This is a genomic window from Bacillus sp. YBsi01 (genome assembly GCF_038406745.1).
Taxonomy (GTDB): domain Bacteria; phylum Bacillota; class Bacilli; order Bacillales; family Bacillaceae; genus Bacillus; species Bacillus siamensis.
In genome coordinates this window covers 3,732,500-3,756,208 of the sequence record NZ_CP151679.1, presented here as the reverse complement: position 1 = coordinate 3,756,208, position 23,709 = coordinate 3,732,500, and the positions used below count along the sequence as shown (strand labels likewise).

Below are 23,709 nucleotides of genomic sequence, written 5' to 3'. Positions count from 1 at the left end.
TGTTACAGTTCATGCTTTTCTTCTAGAGCCTTATTCAGCGCTTGAAGCATGTAGCCAATGCCTTTGTACGATGACAGTGGCCAGCTGACATGCTGATGCTCTCCGATGACGGCGTTTAGGACGCTTCGGTATTTTTTCCCGCCAAGCATGACAATTTCAACGGTGTCAGAAAAGCCTTTTTCACAAAATTGGCGCTGCAGCTCCTCCGCTACCATGATCTCCGGATGACCGGTTCCAAAAGTGACATCGTAATTTCCGGGAACCATATCATCCGGACGAAGGAATCCGTGTTTTGCCGACAAAATCACCCACTCATCGAAAAAAGCTTTCGCGTATCGCTCGCATGCCTGATGAAACGGACTGAGATAGGCGTCCTCCGCCTTTACCGGCCCTGTATCCGGATTGACGTCCCAGATTTTTTTCTTGCCGCAGGGGATAATGCACAGTCGTTTCATTTTTCTCTCCCCCTTTATGCAGTTTCTCATATCAATGTACCATTATCTGCTGATTTACGCATGATAAAACGTCAGGGGAACGGGACATAGATCTGCTTTCTGTAATCAGGGTGCAGGCGGGGTAAAGGCTGCACACAAAAAGACCCGGAATTCATACTGAAATCCGGGCCGGATGAGGAATTGTTTATGTCACTCTTGCTCCATCCCATCAAGATACTTTCTCTCAAAGTTATCGAGCAATGCACGCACTTCATCTGTTGACTTTGTATTCATGCATTGATTTCTTAATTCACTTGCTCCCCGGAATCCGCGGAGATAAATCTTGAAAAAGCGAGGGAGCGGTTTGTATGCTCTAGCTTCTTCTTTTGAATATTCATCATGAAGATCAAGATGCAGTCTCAAAAGATCAAGCAATTCCTTACTGCTATGCTCTTTCGGCTCCTTTTCAAAAGCGAATGGATTTGTAAAAATGCCTCGTCCAATCATAATCCCGTCAACACCGTATTGTTCGGCAAGCTTTAACCCGGTTTCCCGGTCAGGAATATCCCCATTGATCGTCAAAAGGGTATCTGGCGCTATCTCGTCACGAAGTTTCTTGATTTCCGGGATGAGCTCCCAATGCGCATCTACTTTGCTCATTTCCGCTCTGGTGCGCAGATGAATGGAAAGGTTAGCAATATCCTGTTTCAATACGTGTGTCAGCCAGCCGCGCCATTCGTCTACATCCGTGTAGCCAAGTCTGGTCTTCACACTTACCGGCAGTCCTCCCGCTTTTGCTGCCTGTATTAATTCGGCTGCAACTTCAGGACGGCAGATCAGGCCGCTTCCTTTTCCGTTCCCCGCCACATTAGGCACAGGACAGCCCATATTGATATCCAGCCCTTTAAACCCTAATTCCGCCATCCCAATACTCATTTGGCGAAAGTTTTCAGGCTTATCTCCCCATATGTGGGCTACCATCGGCTGTTCATCCTCTGTGAAAGTCAAACGGCCGCGCACACTATCCTTCCCATCCGGGTGACAATAGCTTTCTGAGTTTGTAAACTCTGTGAAAAACACATCAGGCCTGCCAGCTTCACTCACAACATGGCGAAAAACGACATCCGTCACATCTTCCATTGGCGCCAGTACAAAAAATGGCCGCGGCAATTCACGCCAGAAATTATCTATCATAACAAATTCATATCCTTTCATTAGGGAATACGGCTGCATCATTTATTAAAAAACTGACCATGCTTTCCTTTTACACTTATAGCACGCGAAAGCATTTCTTATCAAACGATAGTAAATTTTGAACATTTCACTTTTTACACGTGAAAAAGTGAAAAAGCAAACTGAAGCAGAACACATTAATTGAGTTAACGTAATAGACTATCGCTATAGTCATCCCCATACCGTTCATTTCTGATCAACTCAGTCAAACTCCTTAACCTTTAATAGGTTCTAAGAGAAAAAGTGTGATGATTAACTGCACCTTATTTATATTGTGGTTTATTAATATTAGCGCTGACCTTCATCTTTCTTAGCGGCCTTACTTATGAACTTTTTGGATAAAAAGAATTCCAGCCTAAATAGAATATCATATGAGTTCTCCCTATTACCAATGCAAAATAATTGGCCATATGTCAATATCTTTATAACGTTTTAGTTTTAAAGTTATTACTTATAAACAAAATATCTGCATAAAAAAATAATTACATTTATAAGGCGTCGCCAGAAATCATCTATATATGTTTGGATAAGGTTTCGATTTGGTAATCCTGATCCAAAACCAATAAAATAGACTGCTGACTAAGTTCCGCAGTCTACTTTTCGAATATCCTTTTTTATACCTGTGATGATTTGTATAACAGTGTAAACCCCCAAGAAAACAGTGATAATATTAAACCATGGATTATCATAGAATGAAAGATATTTTTGAAAGAAATCCAGTTCAACTATATTTGCTGGGAATCCATTCATTTCTCTATACTTAGGACCCCATCCCGTTAATTCTACAAAGTTAAAATAAAACTGTGAAACTAAAAATGCCAAAACCGTGAGAAACCAACTTCTTTTATATAACGATCGTTTTTTGTTTACTTTATCCATTTATCAGTTTCCTTTTCTGCAATATTTTTACTGAGTGTCCATCTAAAATCATTATATTATGAAGCAGCAGATGTGCCAACTTCTTTTCTCACCACTTTCATAAGTCTGTATGTGAACTGTTTTAATTCCAACCTTCAATGATTATCATCGAACGATAAGTGTTAGAGTTTTAACTGTTATAAAATTCTTTTTTGAAACGATCAATTTTTATTATTGGCTGCCGATATAACGGATTTGAGAACTGGATAGAGTTATGCCGGCACGTTCGGAGTAGTAAAATCTCTTCCCTCTTACGATGTACTTTTCCTGCCGAACCCTATTCCCATACTTTTATACTCGAAATTAGCTGTTTTCATTCGCTTATCTCACGTTTTTTCAACTCTTTTCGTCAGTTAAAATAATAATCCGCACATGAAAAAGATCCGGAAATCGGCAATGTTCATTCTGCCGAAATCCAGATCTGATGAGAAATTGTTTAATTTTAGTGAGACGATTTCAACACAAGCTTCGCCACAGCTTCCACATGAGCCGTCTGCGGAAACATATCCACAGGCTGAATATATTCGACGCGATAGTCTTTCGACAGCGCCTGCAAGTCTTTGGCCAGTGTGGAAGGATTGCAGGATACGTAGACGAAGCGTTTCGGTTTTACTTTTTTGATGGTGTCTAAAAATGTTCTGTCACAGCCGGTTCTCGGCGGGTCGACGATGACCACGTCAGGGCGGAAGCCTTCTTTCGCCCATTTCGGGAGCCAGTGTTCGGCTGTTCCTGTGACATATGCCGCGTTTTTGATGCCGTGTTTTTTAGCGTTCTTCTTCGCATCATCAATTGATTCTTTAATGACGTCCATGCCGCGGATCTCTTTTGCACCGCTTGAGACCCACATGCCGATCGTACCGACGCCGCAATACGCGTCAACGACTTTCTCTGTTCCGGTCAGCTGCGCCGCTTGTTTCACTTCGTCATACAGCTTGACCGTCTGCTCAGGGTTGAGCTGAAAGAAAGCGCGGGCGCTCAGTTCAAATGACACGTCGCCGAGCACCTCTTGAATGGCATGGCTTCCGGCCAGCGCTTTTGTTTTGTCACCGAAAATGACGGACGTGCGCGCGCCGTTGATGTTTTGAATAATCGATTTCACTTCCGGCAGACGGTTTTGAATGGCTTTGACGATTTCGTCTTTATTCGGCAGTGTCTCCTTCGCAGTGACAAGCACGACCTGCACTTCGCCTGTTTCAAAACCGACTCTCGTCACGATCGTGCGGACATCGCCTTTTTTGGTCCGTTCGTTATAAACAGATACGTTGTGTTTTTCCAAAATGCGGCGGACGATACCCGTTGTTTTGTTTGTCGCCGGATGCTGGACAATGCATTCCTTGATCGGAACAATTTTATGGGAGTCAAGTCCGTATAAGCCGGCAATGATGCTGCCGCTTTGCGAGCGTCCGACTTGGAACTGGCTTTTGTTCCGGTAATTCCACGGGTTGTCCATTCCGATCGTTTCTTTAATGTTCATTTCTTCGGCATTGAATCTCGTATGACGTTCCAAAGATTGAATGACGATATCGCGTTTTTCGCGAAGCTGCTGGGTGTATGCCAGATGCTGAAGCTGACAGCCGCCGCATTGGTCATAGACCGGACATGGCGGTGTGACGCGGTGTTCAGACGGCTTGCGGATTTTTTTGATGCGTGCTTCTGAAAATTTCGGCTGCACATTTGTCGCTTCGGCAACGACTTCTTCGCCGGGCAGAGCGCCGGGAACGAAGACAACCTTTTTCTTAAAATAACCGACGCCCTCTCCATTAATGCCTAGACGTTTAATGGTCAGCGGAAATGTCTGTCCGATTTTCAATTCGGCAGGCGCCTTTTTTTGATGTTGATTCACGTTTTTTTCTCTCCGTTTCTATATAAAGCCTTCCTCATGGGAAAACGGCTGATTTGAAATACCGCATCTTTTCAGTATAACATGCAGCCGGCGGTTCCTTCATGTTTTTCATTGGAAGTTTCCAAAAAATGATCAAGGCGGTTTTCATTCAATACTTCTCCACAAATATAAGGACGCATAGCTTAAATAAGGCGCCCATTCGCTGCTTACCTGGAGCATCACGTCTTTTGACGGTTTATCCTCAAGGGCGAAGCGGCGTTTGACAGCGTTTTGCAGGCCGATGTCCGCCAAAGGAAACAGATTCGGGCGGCCGAGGCCGAACATGAGGACGTTTTGGACGGTCCACGGCCCGATGCCTCTGATGGTGATCAACTTTTTCATAATGTCTTCATCTGATAGATGGGAAAGTTCCGCCAGATTGAGCGCTCCTTCTGCAATCATCCGTGAAATGTCAATCGCATATTCCGCTTTTCTCATACTGAACTGGAGCTCCCGCAAGTCCTGATAATCAAGCGCCGCAATCGTTTTCGGTTCGGGATAGCACCAGACGCCGTCTTTTTGTTCACCAAAGGCATGGACGAACCGTTCCGTTAACGTAAAAGCGAAGGACAGGTTGAGCTGCTGGTGGATGATGCATTTCATAAGACAGTTGTAGACGTCATATTCTAAGACGAGCGGGGTTCCCGCATGCTCCTCAAAAAGCGCCGACAGATTTGTTTTTGAGAAATGATCAAGCACCGGCTGAAGCGGCTGCTCCCACTGAAAAATGTGTTTGATCCGTTCAATCATCTCCTCGCGGTCACTTTCTCCGCTGACGAGAAAAACCGGGTCTGCGGCGGTGCCTTCCGCTTGAACCGTGATGACGGACAGTTTGCCGTCCCGTGTTCTGAGCGGCACTTTGATTGATCTTGCTTTACGATCGACCGCATTCAGCGGATCGAGTGACAGCCTTTCAAGCACTTTATCAAAATGATACGGCGGCGTGACCGAAACCGTTTCCTCCCACATATGCTCCACCCCTTTTTGTCCAAGTATATCATGAAGCGGCCCGGCGGCAATTCGTATACTTTTCTTCATAACGCCGCATGATATAATGGCAGGCGGAGGGTTGTTTATGATACATATAACCGCAATCACAACACATAATGAGATATTAGATAATATCCCCCTATCACGTACAGAACAACCGGACATCGCATGGTACTGGGTTGATTTTTTCGGCGCCGAGAATGATGAGACCGAGCTGCTGCGGGATTATTTTCATTTTCATCCGCTTGCGATCGAGGATTGCTTTCAGCACATGCAGCGGCCGAAAATCGACCACTATGACGGTTACCGTTTTTATGTGCTCCACGCTTTAAACCCGGACACACTGGAAATGGAAGAGGTGGACATCTTTCAGTCCGACCGTTTCATCGTCAGCTTCCATTTGCACGAATCGCCCGGTGTCTCAAGGGTGAGAGAACGGTTTTTCGCTTCTCCGGGATTAGCCAAAAAAGGGCCCGGACATATCACTTATATGATTATGGATCAGCTTGTCGATGAATATTTCCCTGTGCTGTACAAAATTGAAGACCGGCTGAATGAGATTGAAGACAGCAGAACACATAAATCTTACGGCACTTTAATGAATGAAGTATTTGAATTGCGGACTGATCTTTTGAACCTGAGACGGACGATCATTCCGATGCGTGATTTAATGTACCGGATTTTGAGCCTTGACCATGTAAAAGAAAGCCGTGAAACGAAGGCATATTTCAGTGATATTTATGACCACCTGTTAAAACTCGCTGAGCTGATCGAGTCAAACCGTGATATGACGTCAGATCTGCGGGACAGTTACGTAACGCTGAATTCAAACCGGATGAACGCCATTATGATGACGTTAACCATCGTCTCGACCATCTTTATACCGCTGACGTTCATCGCGGGGGTGTACGGTATGAATTTTGATAACATGCCCGAGCTTCACTGGAAATACGGATATTTTATCGTTTTGGGCGTCATGGCCGTTCTTGTGGCCGCCATGCTGTTTTGGTTCGCCCGCAAAGGCTGGTTTAATATTTTCAAGTAAGAACGGCTGCCGGCTGTTCTTTTTTTTGAGAAAACATGATATGTTGGAAAAAAACGTAAAGAGGTGTGCGCCGTTATCATGCTTTCACATAAAACAATTTCTTCTGTCCTCCTGCTTTTTTGTGTCATCTCCATTGCCCCGCTGTATAACGGCTGTACGATGTCTGATTACATCTTTGAATCGCTCGGCTTTTCTCCCTGGTCTGAAGACGGAGCCCATATCTCCGTCATTCCCGGGGTCGTCCTTTACTTTGCGGCGTTAATCTGGTGTGCCGCCGCGTTCAGGCGGACGCTTCCCGCGGCGGGGCTGTTTTTGATCTTTCTCAGTATGGGAGCCGCTTCCGGTATCAGTCCCGCCACCGAATATGCCGCTTTTTCCTTAAAACAATTCGCGCCCGAAAAAGAGGCTGTCGAATATTTGAAGCACCGCAGCGAATGCAGCCATTTCATTGAGGGAAAAAGAGCGAGCATGAGCTGCACACTTTATATCAATCATTATGGAAAAGGGGAACAAGCCATTTCTGTCACGCCGGATTTATCTAAGGACATAAAAGGCGTCACATTCAAATCAAAAACGTTCACAGTAAAGCCCCGTTCAAAAACAATCATCAAGACGCGGTTTACCGGATTTCATAAGGGGAAAGCCGCATCAGATTCCGGCTGGTCATCAGACCCAGAACTGAAAGTGGCAAGCCTGTACACAGCACAATAAACATTTTGCATGTATAATAGCGGAAAACATTACATTGGAGGGACTGTCAAATGAAGATCGCCATCGCGGGACTCGGCAACATGGGACACCCCATCGCCGAAAATATCATGAAAGCCGGATACAGTCTGACTGTATATAACCGGACGAAGGAAAAAGCGGCTGATCTGCTGGAAAAAGGGGCTGAATATGCCGAAACGCCCCGCCAGGCAGCAGAACATGCGGACATTGTGCTTTCAATGCTGTCAGACGATGAAGCCGTAACAGGCGTGACGTTCGGAGCTGACGGCATTATTGCCGGGTTATCTGAAAACGGCATTCATATTTCAATGAGCACCATCAGTACGGCGCTGTCAGAACAGCTTTCCGCTGCACATTCGGGCAGAGGCCAATCCTTTATCGCCGCTCCCGTCCTCGGCCGGCCCGATGCCGCTGAGAAGGCCGAGCTTCGCATCATCACAGCCGGACCGGCAGAAGCAAAGAAAAAGGCCGAGCCTTTGCTAAAAAGCCTGAGCCAGCAGATATTTGACGTCGGTGAAGAAACAAAGACCGCCAATGCTGCGAAAATCAGCATCAATTTCTTGCTCGTTTCTATGCTGGAGGCGCTATCAGAATCATTCTTAATGATGGAGAAGTACGGTTTAGAACGGAAACAATTTTTAGAAATCGTCAGCGCGCTCTTTGGCTCTCCTGTCTATCAAAATTACGGTACCATTATGGCTGAGCAGGCATTTGAGCCGGCCGGTTTCAAGATGTCTTTAGGGCTGAAGGATACCAATCTGGCGCTCACCGCCGCGGAACAGGTTTCCGCCAAACTCCCTCTTGCCGAGCTGGCCAAGAGCCATTTTGAAAGCGGGATCGAACAAGGCTTCGGGGATCTGGATTGGGCCGCTTTGATTAAATGTCTGAAATAACAAAACACCTCTCCTTATAACGGAGAGGTGTTTTTTACAGACGCGGCAGCTTCATTTCTTTCTCAAACATCAGATCATCGATGCTTTTAAACGTGTATCCTTCTTTTTTCAAATCGGTAATCGCATCGTCCAAAGCTTCTGAATTGTCCTTTGAAACAGTGTGGAGAAGGTAGATCGCGCCGGGATGCGCCTGTTTTATCATGTGATCATAGGCGTATTTTTTCCCTTTCTGCTCGTTAACCTTCCAATCGACAAATGCGACGGACCAGAAAACGGTTTGGTAGCCGAGGCGCTTCGTTTCTTTCAGGACATATTCGCTGAACACGCCGCGCGGCGGACGGAGATACAGATTGTCCCGCTTTCCGGTAATGTTGTAAACAGCTTCCGTGACGGAATCGAGTTCATCTTGAATCTGATCGCCCGTTTTTGTCGTCAAATCAGGATGATGAAAAGAATGATTGCCGATAATATGGCCTTCCTTTGACATCCGTTTAATCAAATCAGGCTGCTCTTTCACAAAATGGCCTGTGACAAAAAAAGTGCCTGTGACATGATGTTTTTTTAAAACATCAAGCACTTTCGGGGTATACCCATTTTCGTATCCGTTATCAAACGTTAAGTAAATGGTCTTTTCTTTCGTATTGCCTAAATAAAAGGCATCGTATTTTTTTACAAGATTGTCCAGCTGTCTGCCGGCATCCGGCGGCTGATGATTGACGCTGCGTTTAAATCCCCAGTTTATCCGTTCATTCGGCACGGCCTCTGCACTGTTTATGCCTCCCGCAAGTAAAACAGCCATGCAGCAAATTGAACAAAACCATTTCATGCCCAGCACTCCTTCTGCATTTTTCCTTATTTTGCAGTAGGCTCACCCCTTTTATACAGCCGCATTATGGAAAGAGAAAAACCCCGGCAGACTGCCGGGGTTTATTCCCAATCCTTTTTGAAGCGTTCGTATTTCGCTTCCAGATCATCAAGCATGCCGATGAGCCGGTCTATATCTTCAACGTCCGTTGATTCAGGGTCTAATGAATCAATGACATTCATAAACATATCGAGTCTGTTCTTCAAGTAATCGAGCTGCTGATCTTTGCTGTTTACTGCATTCCCCATACTTCCACTCCATTCATTTTTTATAATGGTAGCGTATTTTTTGCCGTTTTTCAATGGTTCCGCTACTTGCGATCTTGGCAGATCAGGTCTAAAATTAACACTTGGCAGACGTTAGTATGCCCATTTATAAAGGAGTTAGATAGTCATGACACAAAACACAGCACTGCGTCCGATCACACCGGAGTACGATCCTTGGGAAGCGTACATGGATGTCGACCAGTATGGAGATATGAAACTGACGAACGTTGAATTTACAACGACGACCTTGTGCAATATGAGATGCGAGCACTGCGCCGTCGGGTACACGCTCCAGCCGAAAGACCCGAATGCGCTGCCGATCGAGCTTTTATTAAAGCGGCTTGAAGAAATTCCGCTGTTACGCTCGATCAGCATTACGGGCGGCGAACCGATGCTTTCGCTGAAATCGGTAAAAGAATATGTCGTCCCGCTTTTGAAATATGCGCATGAACGCGGCGTGCGCACACAGATCAATTCAAACCTGACGCTTGATATCGGCCGCTACGAACGGATTATTCCTTATTTGGACGTCCTTCACATTTCCCACAACTGGGGAACGGTCGAGGACTTTGCCGACATCGGATTTGCGATGATGGAGAAAAAACCGACATTTGAACAGCGGGCGCGCTATTTTGACAAAATGATTGAAAACAGCCGCACGCTGGTCGAAGCGGGTGTAATGGTTTCAGCGGAAACGATGCTGAATAAACGCACGCTTCCGCATATTGAACATATTCACCGGCAGATTACGGAAGAAATGAAATGCCAGCGCCACGAAGTCCATCCGATGTATCCGAGTGATTTCGCCAGCGCGCTTGAATCACTCAGCCTGAAGGACATGAGACAGGCCATTCATCATCTGCTCGATATTCGCGATGAAGAAACATGGATGCTGTTCGGTACGCTCCCGTTTTACGCATGCAGCCCTGATGAAGAAGATCAGAAGCTCCTCCGCCGCCTGCGGGAAGCGAAAAACGTTACGGTGCGAAACGATCCTGACGGCCGCTCCCGCTTGAATGTCAACATCTTTGACGGAAATATCATTGTCACGGATTTCGGTGATACACCGCCGCTCGGCAATATTAAAACTGACAGCCTTCCTGAAGCGTATGACAAGTGGAGACAGACGAAGCTGAGCAAAGAGCTGAACTGCCGCTGTACAAACGTCCGATGCCTCGGACCGAACGTCCTTGTCAAAAACAGTTATTATCAGGAGACAGATTTTTCATTACGAAAAGCCAGAGGTTAACAGAAGATGGAAACGACAATTACGGATATTTTGAAAAGCAAAGTGGTTGAGATCATCATCGTCGCTCTCGTGCTTTACACCGGTGTCTTTCTGATCAACCGCTTTGTACAGGTGTTATTTAAACGCACAGATTTCTTGGAGGAACGGAAAGGGAAAACGATTGAGAGCCTCGTCCGATCCATCACCCAGTATACGGCGACGATCGGATTTATCTTTTACGTCATTTCTTTATTCGTTCATGATTTCGGCAGAATTTTAGCCGGGGCGGGCGTTGCCGGTATCGTCATCGGTTTCGGCGCCCAGTCTTTAATCAAGGACATTTTGGCCGGTGTCTTTTTAATATACGAACGCCAGCTGCATAAAGGCGATTACGTGACGATTAATAATCTGTTCAACGGCACAGTCGAAGAAATCGGACTCCGTTCCATGCAGATCCGTGAGTTCTCCGGCAAGCTGCTTACCATTTCAAATGGTGAGGTGAGACAGCTTCAAAACTATAACATTGATTTTATGAGGATTACCGAGTCTGTCGTGATCAGTTACAAGGAAGATCCTGAGCGGGTATACGCCGTCTTAGAAAAAGCCTGTGACATGCTCAATGATGAGCTTCGCGATTCACTGAAGCGGGATGAATTTCTCAATGCAACGGAACCGTTTCAAGTGCATGGAATCATGAGCCTGAACAAATTGACGAGAGGCATTGAGTTTACCGTCAAAGGCATGGTTCAAGACAAAGAATATTTCTCGGCGAGCCTTGCGGTGAGACGCGTTCTTGCCCGGGAACTGTACAACAACAATGTGCAATTGCTTGAGGAAATGAATCATACACAAAAAAGCTGATTCCCAAACCGGAATCAGCTTTTTTTATTTATCTCGGCTGCGCTGTCATTTGAAAACCGAATGTGACATGATCCTGCACCGGAATCCAAGCACCGATTCCTTGCGAGGTCACATTTTTGACGACAAGTTTCCGCTTGCTGCCTTTCAGCACCAAATACACTTCGCCGTATGTTACTTTTCCTTTTTCATTAACGGCCGGGGCATAGGCATGTAAATAGCCGAGCCGCTGCGGAGAAATTTTATAAATCTGATCGCGTTTTGTCCCGGCGCCGATGACCGTTTCAAACGCAAGCGGCAGTTTTGTTTTCTTCATCGCTTTTTGCATCATCATGCTTTTTACGTCTTCTGCGTTCGGCACTTTCGCTGTGAGCCCGCCTTTGATTTTGTATTGCTGTTCTTGGGCGTATGAGATTTCCGCGGCTTGCTGCCCGCCCCGGTTATCCGCTCTGTTCGTGTTGATTTTTTTATATTCCCAGTTGGCGACCGTTTCGTTCGATTGATAACCGAGCGCCCATTTCCCGAGAAATATTGTCGCCCGGTATCCGATGGCAAGCGGTGAACCGGAAACCGAGGATTCATTCAGCATCTTTATCAGATGCGGATTTTCGATGTTGATCTCTGATGTATCTAACAATTCCTTTGCCAGTTTGCTCGGCTGAAGCATCGGCTGGTCCTGTGAAGCATTCGGATACGTATTTTCCTTGGAAATGCTGACGACAGAGTTGGGAACCTTAAACGGTTTCTTTGCACCGGCAGACGGCGCTGCAAAAAAACTAAAGGATAACAGCAGAATCAATGTGGCATGAAACAGCTTTTTCATCATATCACTCTTTCTATAGCATTTTCCTTTAGTCTTTTCCTCCGTAATCGTTGTTATCCGCATTTTTTACAGGTTAAAGCAGGAAAAATCCGATCGCCATGATGACATAAGCGGCAAGGAGAGTAGCCCCCTCAAACCAGTTCGAATCACCGTCATTTGAAATCATTGTCATCAAAAGGACGGATGATATCATCGCGACAAGCTCAGGCAATGTGAATACCAGCGGCATATTGACCGGAAAAAAGATGGAACAGATCACAAGAACCGGGGCTACAAACATGGCGATCTGCAAAGTCGAGCCGACCGCGATTTCAACGGCGACATCCATTTTGTCTTTGTACGCCATAATGATGGCCGACGCATGCTCTGCGGCATTTCCGACGATTGCGACGATAATCACCCCGATAAACAATTCGCTCCAGCCAAACTGTTCAGCCACCGCATGAAACGTATGAACAAGGTTTTCAGATATGTAGGCGACAATAATGGTTGCGATAAATAAGACGGCTGTCGCTCTTTTCCCCGACCACTCAGGCTGCTCCTCTTCTTCCTTGGCCTCCGGCTGGTTCGGCTGATAAACACCGCGGTGGGTGACGAGCTTGAAATAAAGAGCCGCCACGTATAAAAGGATCATGATGATGCTGATGCCGACACTCAAATCAAGTTTGCTTTTTTCCCCCATATCCATGGAAAACACTTCGGGAATGACAAAAGCTACGATAATGGCAAATATCAGCAGGCCTGAATTATGGCGGGCATCATGAATATTGAATTCCTGCCGCTTGTATTTCAAACCGCCGATAAAAAACGACAATCCCGCGACAAGCAGAAGATTGCCGAGCACCGAACCGGTCAGTGAAGCAAGTACGATGCCCGTCAGCCCTTCCTTTAAGGCAAATAGCGATATAATCAGCTCTACCGCATTGCCGAACGTGGCATTCAGCAGACCGCCGATCCGCGGTCCCGCGATAATGGCAAGAGATTCAGTCGCTCTCCCCATATAACTTGCAAGCGCAATAATCGTCAAGCAATAAATAATAAACAAAACCGCTGACGGCCAGTGCATCAGGCCGCCGATGACTGAAAGCGGCACTCCCGCCGCAGCCGTAAAGAAAAAAATCCGATTCATATCTGCCTGGCTCCTTTTTCGAATGAGTCTTTTTTTATCCTTCTCAAAAACTCCCTCAATTACACTTCCGCAGAAAACCGAATTGGCATTTTCAGGTTGCCGGACGCGAAAATTCCGTGTACGATCAAAACAGATACTGAAGAAGGAGAAAATACGCGATGTCACGACTGCACTTCTTTATTTTGGTTCTGCTTGTTTCCATCTCCGGTTTTTCCCAAGGCATGCTTTTGCCGGTGATTTCCGTCATTTTTGAAACGAACGGAGAATCAGCCGCCATAAACGGCCTTCACGCAACAGGCTTGTATATCGGCGTGCTTCTCGCGTCGCCATTTATGGAAGCGCCGCTGAGAAAGCTCGGATTCAAACCTCTGATGGTCGCGGGCGGATTTCTTGTCATCATCAGCTTATTCAGTTTTATTTGGCTTCAATCCATATGGTTATGGTTTTTTCTTCGGCTGCTGATCGGAATCGGGGATCATATGCTGCATTTTTCCACCCAAACGTGGGTGACTTCCAAGTCAACGCCCCAAAACAGAGGAAGAAACATTTCGCTGTACGGACTGTCCTTCGGGCTTGGATTCGCTGTCGGCCCGTTCATGGTCCCTCTTGTGAAAACAAGTCCGTCCCTTCCGTTTATCGTATCCGGCTGTATCAGTCTTGCCGCCTGGCTGTTTGTGTTTGCCTTACGTAACGAGTACCCGGCGCAAGGTCCGGATGAAACATCCGGGGACAACAGCGCAAAACGGTTTTACCGCGCCCTTCTTTTCGGCTGGGTCGCTTTTCTCCCGGCTTTCGGCTACGGTTTTTTAGAAACGGCGCTGAACGGGAGTTTTCCCGTGTACGCCCTGCGCTTAGGCATATCCGTTGATGCCGTCGCGCTGATATTGCCCGCTTTCGCCATCGGAGGTATTGTATTCCAGTTCCCTCTCGGTTTATTAAGCGATCGATTCGGGAGAAAACGTGTCCTGCTCGTCATCTTATTAACGGGTGCCCTTTGCTTTTTGACGGCCGGATTGTTTCCGTCGCCTTCTGTCATCGGCGGCTGCTTTTTCATGGCAGGGATGGCGGTCGGCAGTATGTTTTCCCTCGGCATCAGCTATATGAGCGACCTGCTGCCGTCCCATCTTCTTCCGGCGGGCAATCTGCTCTGCGGGATTTCGTTCAGCCTCGGCAGCATGATCGGGCCGGTGGCGGGCGGCTGGTATATGCAGCGGTTTGAAAGCGCCAATTTGTTTTACTTTATTACGGTGATTCTGGTCTGTATTTGGCTTGCGCTCGTCTTCGGGAAAACAAAGCACAGCGCCGCATCCGAATCCCATTCTTTTCCCGCCTCATAAAAAGCCGCCTGATTTAGGCCAGGCGGCTTCTTTCTAGTGGTATCCGTTCTGCCCGTTGGCGCTTCCGCTTGTTTTATTCTTCGGGCCGTTTTTTGAGTTTTGTTTATTATGGCTTCCGCCTTTTTTCGTATGCTTGGTCATAGCCGATTCCCCTCCGTTTTTCAGCTTGAACGTCATCCGTTCCTCTATAGCTTGCTCCCGCGATACGGATTTTCATCAGGAAGCTTTTTACGTTTATGTAAAAGCGCGTTGATTTCTCCTCCTAAAATCAGCAGGGTTCCCGTAAGGTAAAACCAGATCATAAGGACGATAATTCCCCCGATGCTCCCGTATGTGGCGCTGTAGTTGGCAAAGGTGCCGACGTAAAATGAGAACAGCATACTGACGATAATCCAGCCGGCTGCCGCAAATACGGCTCCCGGCAGCACAAAACGGAGGGAAAGCCTTTTATTCGGCGCGAAAATGTAAAGCGCGGTAAAGACGATTAAAAGGATAAGCGGACTGATACCCCAGCGGACAACCGACCACACCTGCAAAAACAAGCCGGGGGCGCCGATAAAATCTGCGGCCAGCAGTCCGATTTCTCTGCCGAATACCGGCAGAAGCAGTGCGATTAAAATCGTAACCACCATCGCGATGGTTAAAAAAATTGAGGTCAGGCGAATGATGATAAATGAGCGGTTTTCCTCGACTTCGTAGGCATGGTTAAATGCTCTGACAATCGCGTTCATACCGTTAGAAGCCGACCAGATGACGGCGATAATCCCGAATGACAAAAGTCCGCCGCTGCGTTTGTTCAGCGTTTGCTCCGTAATGGATTTCACCATGGACATTGCGCTGTCGGGCGCGTATTGATCGACTGCGCCGAGCACGTCTTCTGCCGATATGGGAAGATAGGCGGTGAGCGTCAGCATGAAAATCATTAACGGAAACAATGACAGAAGAAAAAAATACGCCAGCTCCGCCGATTTACTTTGTCCTTCATGCAGAGAAAATCTTGCAAACAGCTCCTTTATAAAACTCATGACATCCCACCTCAATGATCGTTTTTCGAAAAATGCTCCTTCGTCTCTTTTAACAGGTCAATGACCTGCGGCGTCGTCTGCTTCAGCTTGGTGATCTGTCCGTTTAAAAAACTCAGATCGTCCGATACGGTATTGGCGATGCTTTTCACTTGATCCAGTTTTGCAGAAGCCTCCTGTTTCAAGGCTTCGGGATTATTCCGGTAAAATGCCGCACGCCGCCTGCACGCGTCCATGTTCCGGAAACATGCCTCTCTTGTCGGCTTATGTAATAAAGAAAGTGCTCCGCCGGCGGCAGCGCCGATCAGAATCGCTTTTGCCATGATGCGTGTCTGCTTCATCGGTCAATCCCCCTTATAAATGATGGTCTTTCTTTATTGTCTCCAGCAAATGACGGCACCCGGACTCGATCAGAGCGTACACTTCGCTGAAATTTCCGGTATAATACGGATCAGGCACGTCCGCAAGATCCGACTCCGGTACATAATCAAGCAGCCTTGCGATACGCGGCGCCGCTTTTTTATAACCGGCCATGCTGCGCAGATGCCCGATATTTTCAGCATCCATCGCAATGACGTAATCAAAATCGGTCAGATCAGACTCACGGACCTGTCTCGCCGTGATGCCGCTTGTGCTGATCCCTTTCTCTTTAAGGATCTTATCTGTTCCCTCATGCGGCGGATTTCCCGCATGCCAGGCGCCGATTCCCGCTGAATCAATGTTAATCTGCCCGTTCAGCCCGTTTTTCTTCACCATATCAAAAAATACCGCCTCTGCCATAGGCGAACGGCAAATATTTCCCAGACAGACAAACAGCACATGTATCATATCGATAACCTCCCTATTCTTTCCCCGCATTTTGAGGATCAAAAACCTTATCAACATCTTAGCAATTTTTCTGCGGCTGTGGAAATAAGCTTTTATTCTAAATGAATTCTGTTAGAATAAAGGGTACGAAAACGGTCATGAAAGGATGCATGAATTTGCCGAGCCAACAAACAGAAACGTTAAACAAAATGATTGAAGACATTTCGCAGAAGCTCAACATGCTCAATGTCGGCGTCATCAGAGCGGAAGATTTCAGTGATGAAAAAATAGAAGATCTTACATACCTTCATCAAATGGTCATGAAAAAAGCATCATTCAGTCCGAGTGAAATGCAGGCCATTGCTGAGGAGCTCGCCTCTCTCAGAAAATAAACCCGTGTCAGCCCCGCCGAAAAACAGCGGGGCTTTTTTGATTTAAAAAAGTAAAAAATAAAAGTTCATCGGTTTGACACAATTAAAAAGAAGGCGTATAGTAACTGTGAACTTGGTAGAACGATATACTAAAAGAGCGGGCCGCTAATTTGTTTTTATTTAGTAGAACGATATACTTGCTGTCTTATCAGTGTTAATCAAGTATACCTGCAGCCGTTTTATCAAACCAGTTTTTAAAGAAAGGCAGTGGTTCAATAAAGGGGAATGGTTCTGTGCGTTTATCAATTTAAAAAATAATTTAACTTTAATAACCGCATTAGGGGATGTCATCATGAAAAACATATACACCAAAATGGCAGCGGGTCTTTATATCAACTATTTCCTGCTGGGCATGATCAATATTATTATCGCATCGAATATGGAAGCATTATCAAAACAGCTTCATACATCCGCAGCCGGAGTCAGCTATTTGGTCTCCGCCATCGGCATCGGGAAGCTGATCTCGCTTCTGTTTGCCGGAAAGCTCTCGGATACATTCGGGAGACGGCCGTTTATCGTGGCGGGCGCATTTCTGTATCTGATTTTCTTAATCGGAATTCCGCTTTCGACAAACTATACGGAAGCGTTTATCTTTGCTATTTTCGCAGGGATCGCCAATTCATTTTTGGATTCCGGCACATATCCGGCGCTTATTGAAGGATTTCCGAAAAACGCAAGCTCTGCAACCGTGTTAATCAAAGCGTTTGTATCCATCGGCGCGACGGTGCTTCCGTTTTTTATCGCATTTATTGCGGACAGGCATTTATTTTACGGATGGACGTTTTTCGTGCCCGGCATTATTTTCTTCCTGAACGGCTTTTTCCTGTTGAAAGTTCCGTTCCCGAATCATAAACAAAAAGATGACGGCGGCCGGACGGAAGCTTCCCCGTCTGATGACACGTTCAGATCACAGCCGTCGATATGGCGCGAAGGCCTTGCCATTATTTTGTTAGGCTTTTCATCAACGGCGCTGTTTATGCTCGTTCAAGTATGGCTTCCTAAGTTCGGTCAATCCGTTTTGGGTATGCCCGAAGTGCAGGCCGTCAAATTGTTGAGCTATTACAGCATCGGGGCGCTTGTGTCCGTGTTATTGCTGGCTGTGCTGTTAAACAGAGTGATTCAGCCGATTACGGTTATGGTGCTGTACCCGGTGATCGCGGCAATCGCGCTGCTTGCTCTGATTTTCATTCAGCAGCCGGCCGTATCGGTCATCAGTTCCTTCGTCATCGGACTTTCAACTGCGGGCATTCTGCAATTGGCGATGACGGTTATGGCTGTTTTATTCCCTAAAAATAAAGGGACCATCACATCTTTTGTTAATATAGCATCAAGCTTATCTTTTATTGTCATTCCGCTTATAACGGGAGCGATATCCAAAACGGCCGGCCTGACCCCTGTTTTTCTGCTTGATATCGGAATTGCGGCCGTCAGCGCCCTCCTCGCATTGTTTATCGGTATCCGTTTTAAGCAAGTGATGAAAGCCTGACTATTTTTTAAAGGGAGAGAACGTATCATGCAATCTATTACAATCAGAAACACGGTCATCGGCGAAGGACTTCCGAAGATCATTGTGCCGCTGATGGCAGCCCGAGAGAAAGAACTCCTTGAAGAAATTGAAGCCGTCAACAGGCTTAACCCGGATATCATTGAGTGGCGGGCGGATGTATACGAGCACGTTGAGAGCCCGGACGCCGTAAAAGGCATGCTTGAAAAGGTGCGGAAAGCCGCAGGCGCAACACCGCTGCTTTTTACATTCAGAACCCATAAAGAAGGCGGAAATAAAGTTATTGACGTCCGCCTTTACATTGAATTGCTTAAAACCGTAATCGAAACAACACACATTGACCTTGTAGACGTTGAATTGTTTACGGGAGAAGCGGAAGTCAAATCAATTGTGAAAACTGCTGAAGACAATGGCGTATATGTCGTCATGTCCAATCATGATTTTCATCAGACACCAAAAAAAGAAGAAATCATCTCCCGGCTGCGGAAAATGCAGGCGTACGGCGCGCACATTCCGAAAATCGCGGTGATGCCGCAAAGCACTGAAGATGTTTTCGTCTTATTGGATGCCACACATACGATGAAAACACAATACGCAGACCGGCCGATCATCACGATGTCAATGGCGGGAACGGGCCTGATCAGCCGGCTGGCCGGGGAAGTCTTCGGCTCGGCGTGTACGTTCGGCGCGGGCAAAGAAGCATCTGCGCCCGGACAGATTCCCGTTGCTGAATTGCGAAGTGTACTCAGCATTTTAAATAAAAATATGTAATCAGCGTTTTTCTTCCCTCAAGCGGAATGAAAAACAAATGAATGGACTAACGGAGGAATACATCATGAAGAAAGATTTAGGACGGATTAACGGAAAAACTCAGCTTATCGGATTATTCGCGACACCGATCGGACACTCTTTATCTCCGACGATGCACAACCTGGCGTTTAAAAAATTAGGGCTGAACTACGCTTACCTCGCATTTGAAGTCGGCAATGAACAGCTTGAAGATGTGGTGACGGGAATGCGCGCCTTAAACGTCAGAGGTTTCAATGTCTCGATGCCGAACAAGATGAACATTCTCCCTTACCTCGATGAACTCGCGGATTCAGCGAAATTCACCGGCGCGGTGAATACAGTGGTGAATGAGAACGGAAAATTGATCGGACACTCCACTGACGGTATGGGATACGTCCGCAACTTAAAAGAACACGGCATCGACATCACAGGCAAAAAAATGACGCTGGTCGGTTCCGGCGGAGCCGCTACTCCGATTGCGATTCAATCCGCATTGGAAGGCCTCGGCGAAATCTCAATTTTCGCCCGCAATGACGCGTTTTTCGAAAAAGCGGAAGAGAATGTCCGCATCATCAATGAAGAAATGAAGGGCTCTTCTTGTAAAGCGAATCTTTTCCCGCTCGAAGATCAAGATGCGCTGCGTGCTGAAATCGCTTCTAGCGATATTTTTACAAACGGAACGGGTGTCGGCATGAAACCGCTTGAAGGCTTGAGCGTCATTGAAGACACATCCATGCTCCGTCCGGATTTGATTGTGACAGACGTCGTTTACAACCCCGTTACGTCGAAATTGCTTGAACAGGCTCAAGCGGCCGGCTGCCAGACCATTAACGGCCTCGGCATGATGCTTTGGCAGGGCGCCATGGCGTTTGAATATTGGACAGGCCGTGAAATGCCGGTTCAGTATATTAAAGAGCAGATGTTTGAATAATCTATTGTGACAGAAGCGCCGAAGGACAATCCGTCTTCCGGCGCTTTATCTTTTTCTCCCCCTCTCTCTTTCTTCTCACGCGCCAAAACGCTTATAATGGAGGTAACGAATAAAAACCAAGTGAGGAATGCGACGTATGAAACAGCAAAAAAAACGCCGGGTGACATTGCAGCAGGTCGCTGAGCATGCCGGCGTCTCAACATCCACCGCCTCATTAATCGTCCGCAATAATCCGCGAATTTCCGAAGCAACCCGTGAGAAAGTGCTTCAATCCATGCGGGAGCTTGGGTACGTATATGATCGGGTCGCCGCGAATTTACGATCACAGACGTCCACAACGGTAGGATTGATTATCACTGACATTTCCAATACGTTTTTCTCAGAGTTTCTGATCGGCGTGCAGAATACACTCGAGGAAGTCGGATTAACAGTGCTCTTAGGCACGACTTTTGATTCCGTCGCCAAGCAGGAGCAGCTGATCTCGACCATGCTGGAACACAGGGTCGGCGGATTGATTTTATGCCCGGTTTCAGGCGCAGCTGAGGAAACACTTTCCCGCCTTGAGCAGCTTGATATTCCGGTCGTGCTCGCCGTCAGGGAGATTGCCGATGCGGACTGTGATTTTGTCGGAGCTGACTATGAGGAAGGCACCTATAAGGCAGTGCGCCACCTCATTGAGAAAGGGCACCAGGAGATTGCGTTTCTGGGCGGCGTGAAGCACTCATCAACATGGACGAAACGGATGAAAGGTTTTAAAAAAGCGCTACGTGAAGCGGATCTTGAAGTAAAAAATGAATTTGTGATTGACAGCGCGCCGACCCGCGAGGCAGGCTATGAGGCAGTGATGGAGCTGCTCCGCCGGCCTGAGCGCCCGGCCGCGATTTTCTGTTTCAGTGATTTGGTCGCGTTCGGCGTCATGCAAGGGATCAGAAAAGCAGGACTCATCCCGGGCGAAGATATTGACATTGTCGGCTTTGACAACGTGCCGGAAGCTGAAATTTCTTATCCCCCGCTTACAACCGTTTCTTCTTTTCCCCGGCAGTCGGGAAAAGAAGCGGCTCAATTGCTGCATCATAAAATCACCAATTCCCAGCACCAAAAACAGCGCATTATTCTGGCGCCCGAGCTGGTCATTCGTGAATCTTCACAAAAAAAGCGGAACGCCTGATACGGCGCTCCGCTTTTTATTATGCAAGCAGTTTTAATGATTCGCGGTTGAATGCCGGAATGTCATCCGGTGTGCGGCTTGTGACCAGCTGATTCTGACAGACGACGACTTCTTCATCCACCACATTTGCGCCCGCGTTTTCCATGTCAATACGGATGGATGTAAACCCTGTCGCTTTGCGCCCGTCCAATGCTTTCGCGTTGATGAGAAGCTGAGGGCCGTGACAGATGGCGAAAACCGGTTTTTTATCATCCATAAATGCTTTGGCAAATTGGACGAAACGGTCATCCGCACGCAGCATGTCAGGTGAGAATCCGCCCGGGATCAGCAATGCGTCAAAGTCTTTCGGATTCACATCATCGATGGACGCATCCACTTTCACTTCCGCTTCCCCTTGTTTGCCTTTGACTGTTTTTCCTTTTTCCTGTTCAATCACTGTTAATTCATGACCCGCATCTTTAAAAGCTTTCGCAGGTTCCGTATATTCGACGTCCTCAAAATAATCCGTTAATACAACTGCAATTTTTTTACCCATAGTTACTACCTCCTGCTTGATGAAGTCTACATAAATCCATGTACCCCAGCCACACTAACATCAAACATAAAAGACTCATTTGCCGCCCATTCGTTTTACATAGGTCATTATCCTCATTTTTCTTCTTTTTACAAGAATCATCATGAAATCTATATAAACTTTCACAAAATATTCTTACAATGGTACTGCATGACAAAATTTGTTGAAAGGTGGAGAACAGGTGAGAATACAGAAAAGACGATGCAGCGTCAATAAGACACTCCGTATTCTGCTGCCCCTAGTTATGATACTTAGTCTAATCCTCCCAATAACACCCATTAAAGCAGAAGAAAACAAATCCTCCAGTGTGAACCTCAGCATTTTAGCGACAACTGACGTTCACGCCAATATGATGGACTACGATTACTACAGCGACAAACCGACAACGGAATTCGGGCTGGCCCGAACGGCTCAGCTCATTGCGAAGCACAGAAGCGAAAATCCGAATACGCTGCTTGTCGATAACGGAGACCTGATTCAAGGGAATCCCCTCGGAGAATACGCTGTAAAATATCAGAAAAACGATATCATTTCAGGCGCAAAGACCCATCCGATTATTGAAGTGATGAATAGTCTGCACTATGACGCAGGAACACTCGGCAATCATGAATTTAATTACGGGCTGGATTTTCTGGACGGGACGATGAAAGGCGCTGATTATCCGATCGTCAACGCCAATGTGAAAACATTGAGCGGTGAAAACCGTTATACGCCTTATGTCATAAAAGACAAAACCGTTACGGATGAAAACGGCGGAAAACACCAGTTAAAAGTCGGTTACATCGGCTTTGTCCCTCCCCAAATCATGACGTGGGATAAAAAAAATCTTGAAGGACGCGTTCAAGTCGAGGACATTGTGGAATCCGCGAAGAAAACCGTCCCGAAAATGAAAACTGAAGGTGCTGATATCGTCATCGCCCTCGCCCACAGCGGCATCGAAAAAAAAGCACAGTCCTCCCGTGCGGAAAATGCCGTTTTTGATCTGGCAACGAAAGTCAGCGGAATTGACGCGATCGTATCGGGCCATCAGCACGGTCTGTTCCCTGATGCTGAATACAAAGGCGCTGATCAATTCGACGTCGATAAAGGCACGATTAACGGCATCCCCGTTGTCATGTCAAGCAGCTGGGGTAAATATGCGGGCGTCATCGACCTCCGGCTTGCAAAAACAGACGGCGCATGGCATGTGGAAGATGGGAAAGGCAGGATCGAGCCGATTGCCGGCCATGTGACTTCGGAAAACGAAACCGTCGTCAATACCGTCAAAAAAGCGCATGAAAGCACACTGAAATACATCAGAGAACCCGTCGGCCAGACAAAAGCCGATATCAACAGTTTTTTCGCCCAAGTCAAAGATGATCCGTCCATTCAAATCGTGACGGATGCGCAAAAATGGTACGCCGAAAATAAGATGAAAGATACGGAATATAAAGATCTGCCAATCCTCTCGGCGGGCGCTCCGTTTAAAGCCGGCGGGCGGAACGGTTCAAACTACTATACGCAGGGGGGGGGGGGGGGGGGGGGGGGGGGGGGGGGGGGGGGGGGGGGGGGGGGGGGGGGGGGGGGGGGGGGGTGGGGGGGGTTGGGGGGGGGGGGGGGGGGGGGGGGGGGGGGGGGGGGGGTTACGGGACGGATGGGTGTACATAGGAAAGAAAAAAATAGTGCGCGTGGTATTAATGGTTGAACAACAAGGTTCAAGTGCAGTAATGCTGTACCAGCGGTAGGAAATCGGGCTGAATAATGTCAGCAGGGCATATTTTATTCAAGTTTCGATATGGATTAAGGAGATGAAATGGGAGAGTTTTTGTGTAGAATTAAGATATTTATTGTGGGTGGGATGTGTAGGAGTATAA

Annotated in this window: 24 protein-coding genes and 1 pseudogene; 12 read left to right on the top strand and 13 right to left on the bottom strand. The window is 47.0% G+C overall.

Going from position 1 to position 23,709, the window contains the following annotated elements; translation table 11 throughout:
* Positions 1–2 precede the first annotated feature (2 nt).
* The 5 genes from AADZ70_RS18950 to AADZ70_RS18930 form a co-directional block, all read right to left on the bottom strand.
* Complete coding sequence (locus AADZ70_RS18950; RefSeq protein WP_342007479.1) at positions 3–455, bottom strand: DUF6884 domain-containing protein; 453 nt, start codon at positions 453–455, stop codon at positions 3–5.
* Positions 456–644: 189 nt separating this feature from the next.
* Positions 645–1,628, bottom strand: a complete 984-nt coding sequence (locus AADZ70_RS18945) for a tRNA-dihydrouridine synthase (RefSeq protein ID WP_029575235.1) — start codon at positions 1,626–1,628, stop codon at positions 645–647.
* Between the two features lie 618 nt (positions 1,629–2,246).
* Positions 2,247–2,546: a YfzA family protein gene (locus AADZ70_RS18940; protein ID WP_016936751.1), complete on the bottom strand. Its 300-nt coding sequence runs from the start codon at positions 2,544–2,546 to the stop codon at positions 2,247–2,249.
* Positions 2,547–3,027: 481 nt separating this feature from the next.
* Positions 3,028–4,428: a 23S rRNA (uracil(1939)-C(5))-methyltransferase RlmD gene (gene rlmD, locus AADZ70_RS18935; protein ID WP_016936752.1), complete on the bottom strand. Its 1,401-nt coding sequence runs from the start codon at positions 4,426–4,428 to the stop codon at positions 3,028–3,030.
* Positions 4,429–4,572: 144 nt separating this feature from the next.
* A complete protein-coding gene (locus AADZ70_RS18930) occupies positions 4,573–5,436 on the bottom strand; it encodes a DNA-3-methyladenine glycosylase (protein WP_342007478.1) in 864 nt (287 codons plus the stop codon).
* A 106-nt stretch (positions 5,437–5,542) separates the two neighbouring features.
* Between AADZ70_RS18930 and corA the strand changes: the two genes are divergently transcribed.
* From corA to AADZ70_RS18915, 3 genes are all read left to right on the top strand, one after another.
* The gene (gene corA, locus AADZ70_RS18925; protein WP_016936755.1) at positions 5,543–6,502 is read left to right on the top strand and encodes a magnesium/cobalt transporter CorA; all 960 of its coding nucleotides are present in this window, start codon (positions 5,543–5,545) and stop codon (positions 6,500–6,502) included.
* A gap of 63 nt (positions 6,503–6,565) precedes the next feature.
* On the top strand, positions 6,566–7,213 hold the full coding sequence (locus tag AADZ70_RS18920; protein WP_342007477.1) for a hypothetical protein: 648 nt from the start codon (positions 6,566–6,568) through the stop codon (positions 7,211–7,213).
* A 50-nt stretch (positions 7,214–7,263) separates the two neighbouring features.
* Entirely contained in the window at positions 7,264–8,124 is an 861-nt protein-coding gene (locus AADZ70_RS18915; protein ID WP_342007476.1) for an NAD(P)-dependent oxidoreductase, read from the top strand.
* A gap of 34 nt (positions 8,125–8,158) precedes the next feature.
* Here AADZ70_RS18915 and pdaA read toward each other — a convergent pair whose 3' ends face one another.
* Together pdaA and AADZ70_RS18905 are read right to left on the bottom strand one after the other, a co-directional pair.
* A complete protein-coding gene (pdaA, locus tag AADZ70_RS18910) occupies positions 8,159–8,950 on the bottom strand; it encodes a delta-lactam-biosynthetic de-N-acetylase (protein WP_016936758.1) in 792 nt (263 codons plus the stop codon).
* Between the two features lie 101 nt (positions 8,951–9,051).
* The gene (locus AADZ70_RS18905) at positions 9,052–9,237 is read right to left on the bottom strand and encodes an SE1561 family protein (protein ID WP_003155558.1); all 186 of its coding nucleotides are present in this window, start codon (positions 9,235–9,237) and stop codon (positions 9,052–9,054) included.
* Between the two features lie 145 nt (positions 9,238–9,382).
* Between AADZ70_RS18905 and yfkAB the strand changes: the two genes are divergently transcribed.
* The gene (gene yfkAB, locus AADZ70_RS18900; RefSeq protein ID WP_095242109.1) at positions 9,383–10,504 is read left to right on the top strand and encodes a radical SAM/CxCxxxxC motif protein YfkAB; all 1,122 of its coding nucleotides are present in this window, start codon (positions 9,383–9,385) and stop codon (positions 10,502–10,504) included.
* Between the two features lie 6 nt (positions 10,505–10,510).
* Positions 10,511–11,344 (top strand): mechanosensitive ion channel family protein, encoded by an 834-nt coding sequence (locus AADZ70_RS18895; protein WP_342007475.1) that lies wholly within the window; start codon positions 10,511–10,513, stop codon positions 11,342–11,344.
* A gap of 28 nt (positions 11,345–11,372) precedes the next feature.
* On the opposite strand, the gene AADZ70_RS18890 is transcribed toward AADZ70_RS18895, so the two are convergent.
* Together AADZ70_RS18890 and cax are read right to left on the bottom strand one after the other, a co-directional pair.
* Positions 11,373–12,167: a YfkD famly protein gene (locus tag AADZ70_RS18890; RefSeq protein ID WP_095242108.1), complete on the bottom strand. Its 795-nt coding sequence runs from the start codon at positions 12,165–12,167 to the stop codon at positions 11,373–11,375.
* A gap of 70 nt (positions 12,168–12,237) precedes the next feature.
* Positions 12,238–13,293: a calcium/proton exchanger gene (gene cax / locus AADZ70_RS18885; protein ID WP_016936762.1), complete on the bottom strand. Its 1,056-nt coding sequence runs from the start codon at positions 13,291–13,293 to the stop codon at positions 12,238–12,240.
* Between the two features lie 158 nt (positions 13,294–13,451).
* On the opposite strand from cax, the gene AADZ70_RS18880 reads away from it, so the two are divergent.
* A complete protein-coding gene (locus tag AADZ70_RS18880; protein ID WP_016936763.1) occupies positions 13,452–14,630 on the top strand; it encodes an MFS transporter in 1,179 nt (392 codons plus the stop codon).
* Positions 14,631–14,815: 185 nt separating this feature from the next.
* Here the strand turns inward: AADZ70_RS18880 and AADZ70_RS18875 are convergent, their stop codons facing one another.
* Genes AADZ70_RS18875 through AADZ70_RS18865 form a run of 3 tightly spaced genes read right to left on the bottom strand, consistent with a single transcriptional unit; the run spans position 14,816 to position 16,480 of the window.
* The gene (locus AADZ70_RS18875; protein WP_016936765.1) at positions 14,816–15,655 is read right to left on the bottom strand and encodes a YihY family inner membrane protein; all 840 of its coding nucleotides are present in this window, start codon (positions 15,653–15,655) and stop codon (positions 14,816–14,818) included.
* Between the two features lie 11 nt (positions 15,656–15,666).
* Positions 15,667–15,993 carry a hypothetical protein gene (locus AADZ70_RS18870; RefSeq protein ID WP_016936766.1) on the bottom strand — a complete coding sequence of 109 codons (327 nt, stop codon included), beginning with the start codon at positions 15,991–15,993 and terminating at the stop codon, positions 15,667–15,669.
* A 13-nt stretch (positions 15,994–16,006) separates the two neighbouring features.
* Complete coding sequence (locus AADZ70_RS18865; RefSeq protein WP_342007474.1) at positions 16,007–16,480, bottom strand: low molecular weight protein-tyrosine-phosphatase; 474 nt, start codon at positions 16,478–16,480, stop codon at positions 16,007–16,009.
* 155 nt (positions 16,481–16,635) lie between these two features.
* Between AADZ70_RS18865 and AADZ70_RS18860 the strand changes: the two genes are divergently transcribed.
* The 5 genes from AADZ70_RS18860 to AADZ70_RS18840 all read left to right on the top strand — a co-directional run bounded on the left by AADZ70_RS18860 (position 16,636) and on the right by AADZ70_RS18840 (position 21,282).
* On the top strand, positions 16,636–16,851 hold the full coding sequence (locus AADZ70_RS18860) for a DUF1128 domain-containing protein (RefSeq protein ID WP_003155571.1): 216 nt from the start codon (positions 16,636–16,638) through the stop codon (positions 16,849–16,851).
* A 331-nt stretch (positions 16,852–17,182) separates the two neighbouring features.
* Entirely contained in the window at positions 17,183–18,376 is a 1,194-nt protein-coding gene (locus tag AADZ70_RS18855) for an MFS transporter (RefSeq protein ID WP_016936768.1), read from the top strand.
* A 27-nt stretch (positions 18,377–18,403) separates the two neighbouring features.
* Positions 18,404–19,165 (top strand): type I 3-dehydroquinate dehydratase, encoded by a 762-nt coding sequence (gene aroD / locus AADZ70_RS18850; protein WP_045925424.1) that lies wholly within the window; start codon positions 18,404–18,406, stop codon positions 19,163–19,165.
* 64 nt (positions 19,166–19,229) lie between these two features.
* Positions 19,230–20,114, top strand: a complete 885-nt coding sequence (locus AADZ70_RS18845; RefSeq protein ID WP_016936770.1) for a shikimate dehydrogenase — start codon at positions 19,230–19,232, stop codon at positions 20,112–20,114.
* Between the two features lie 136 nt (positions 20,115–20,250).
* Positions 20,251–21,282, top strand: a complete 1,032-nt coding sequence (locus tag AADZ70_RS18840) for a LacI family DNA-binding transcriptional regulator (protein WP_342007473.1) — start codon at positions 20,251–20,253, stop codon at positions 21,280–21,282.
* Between the two features lie 19 nt (positions 21,283–21,301).
* Here AADZ70_RS18840 and AADZ70_RS18835 read toward each other — a convergent pair whose 3' ends face one another.
* Positions 21,302–21,817 (bottom strand): type 1 glutamine amidotransferase domain-containing protein, encoded by a 516-nt coding sequence (locus tag AADZ70_RS18835; RefSeq protein WP_003155578.1) that lies wholly within the window; start codon positions 21,815–21,817, stop codon positions 21,302–21,304.
* 220 nt (positions 21,818–22,037) lie between these two features.
* On the opposite strand from AADZ70_RS18835, the pseudogene AADZ70_RS18830 reads away from it, so the two are divergent.
* Positions 22,038–23,357: pseudogene (locus AADZ70_RS18830) on the top strand (bifunctional 2',3'-cyclic-nucleotide 2'-phosphodiesterase/3'-nucleotidase); the annotation flags it as partial.
* Between the last annotated feature and the right edge of the window lie 352 nt (positions 23,358–23,709).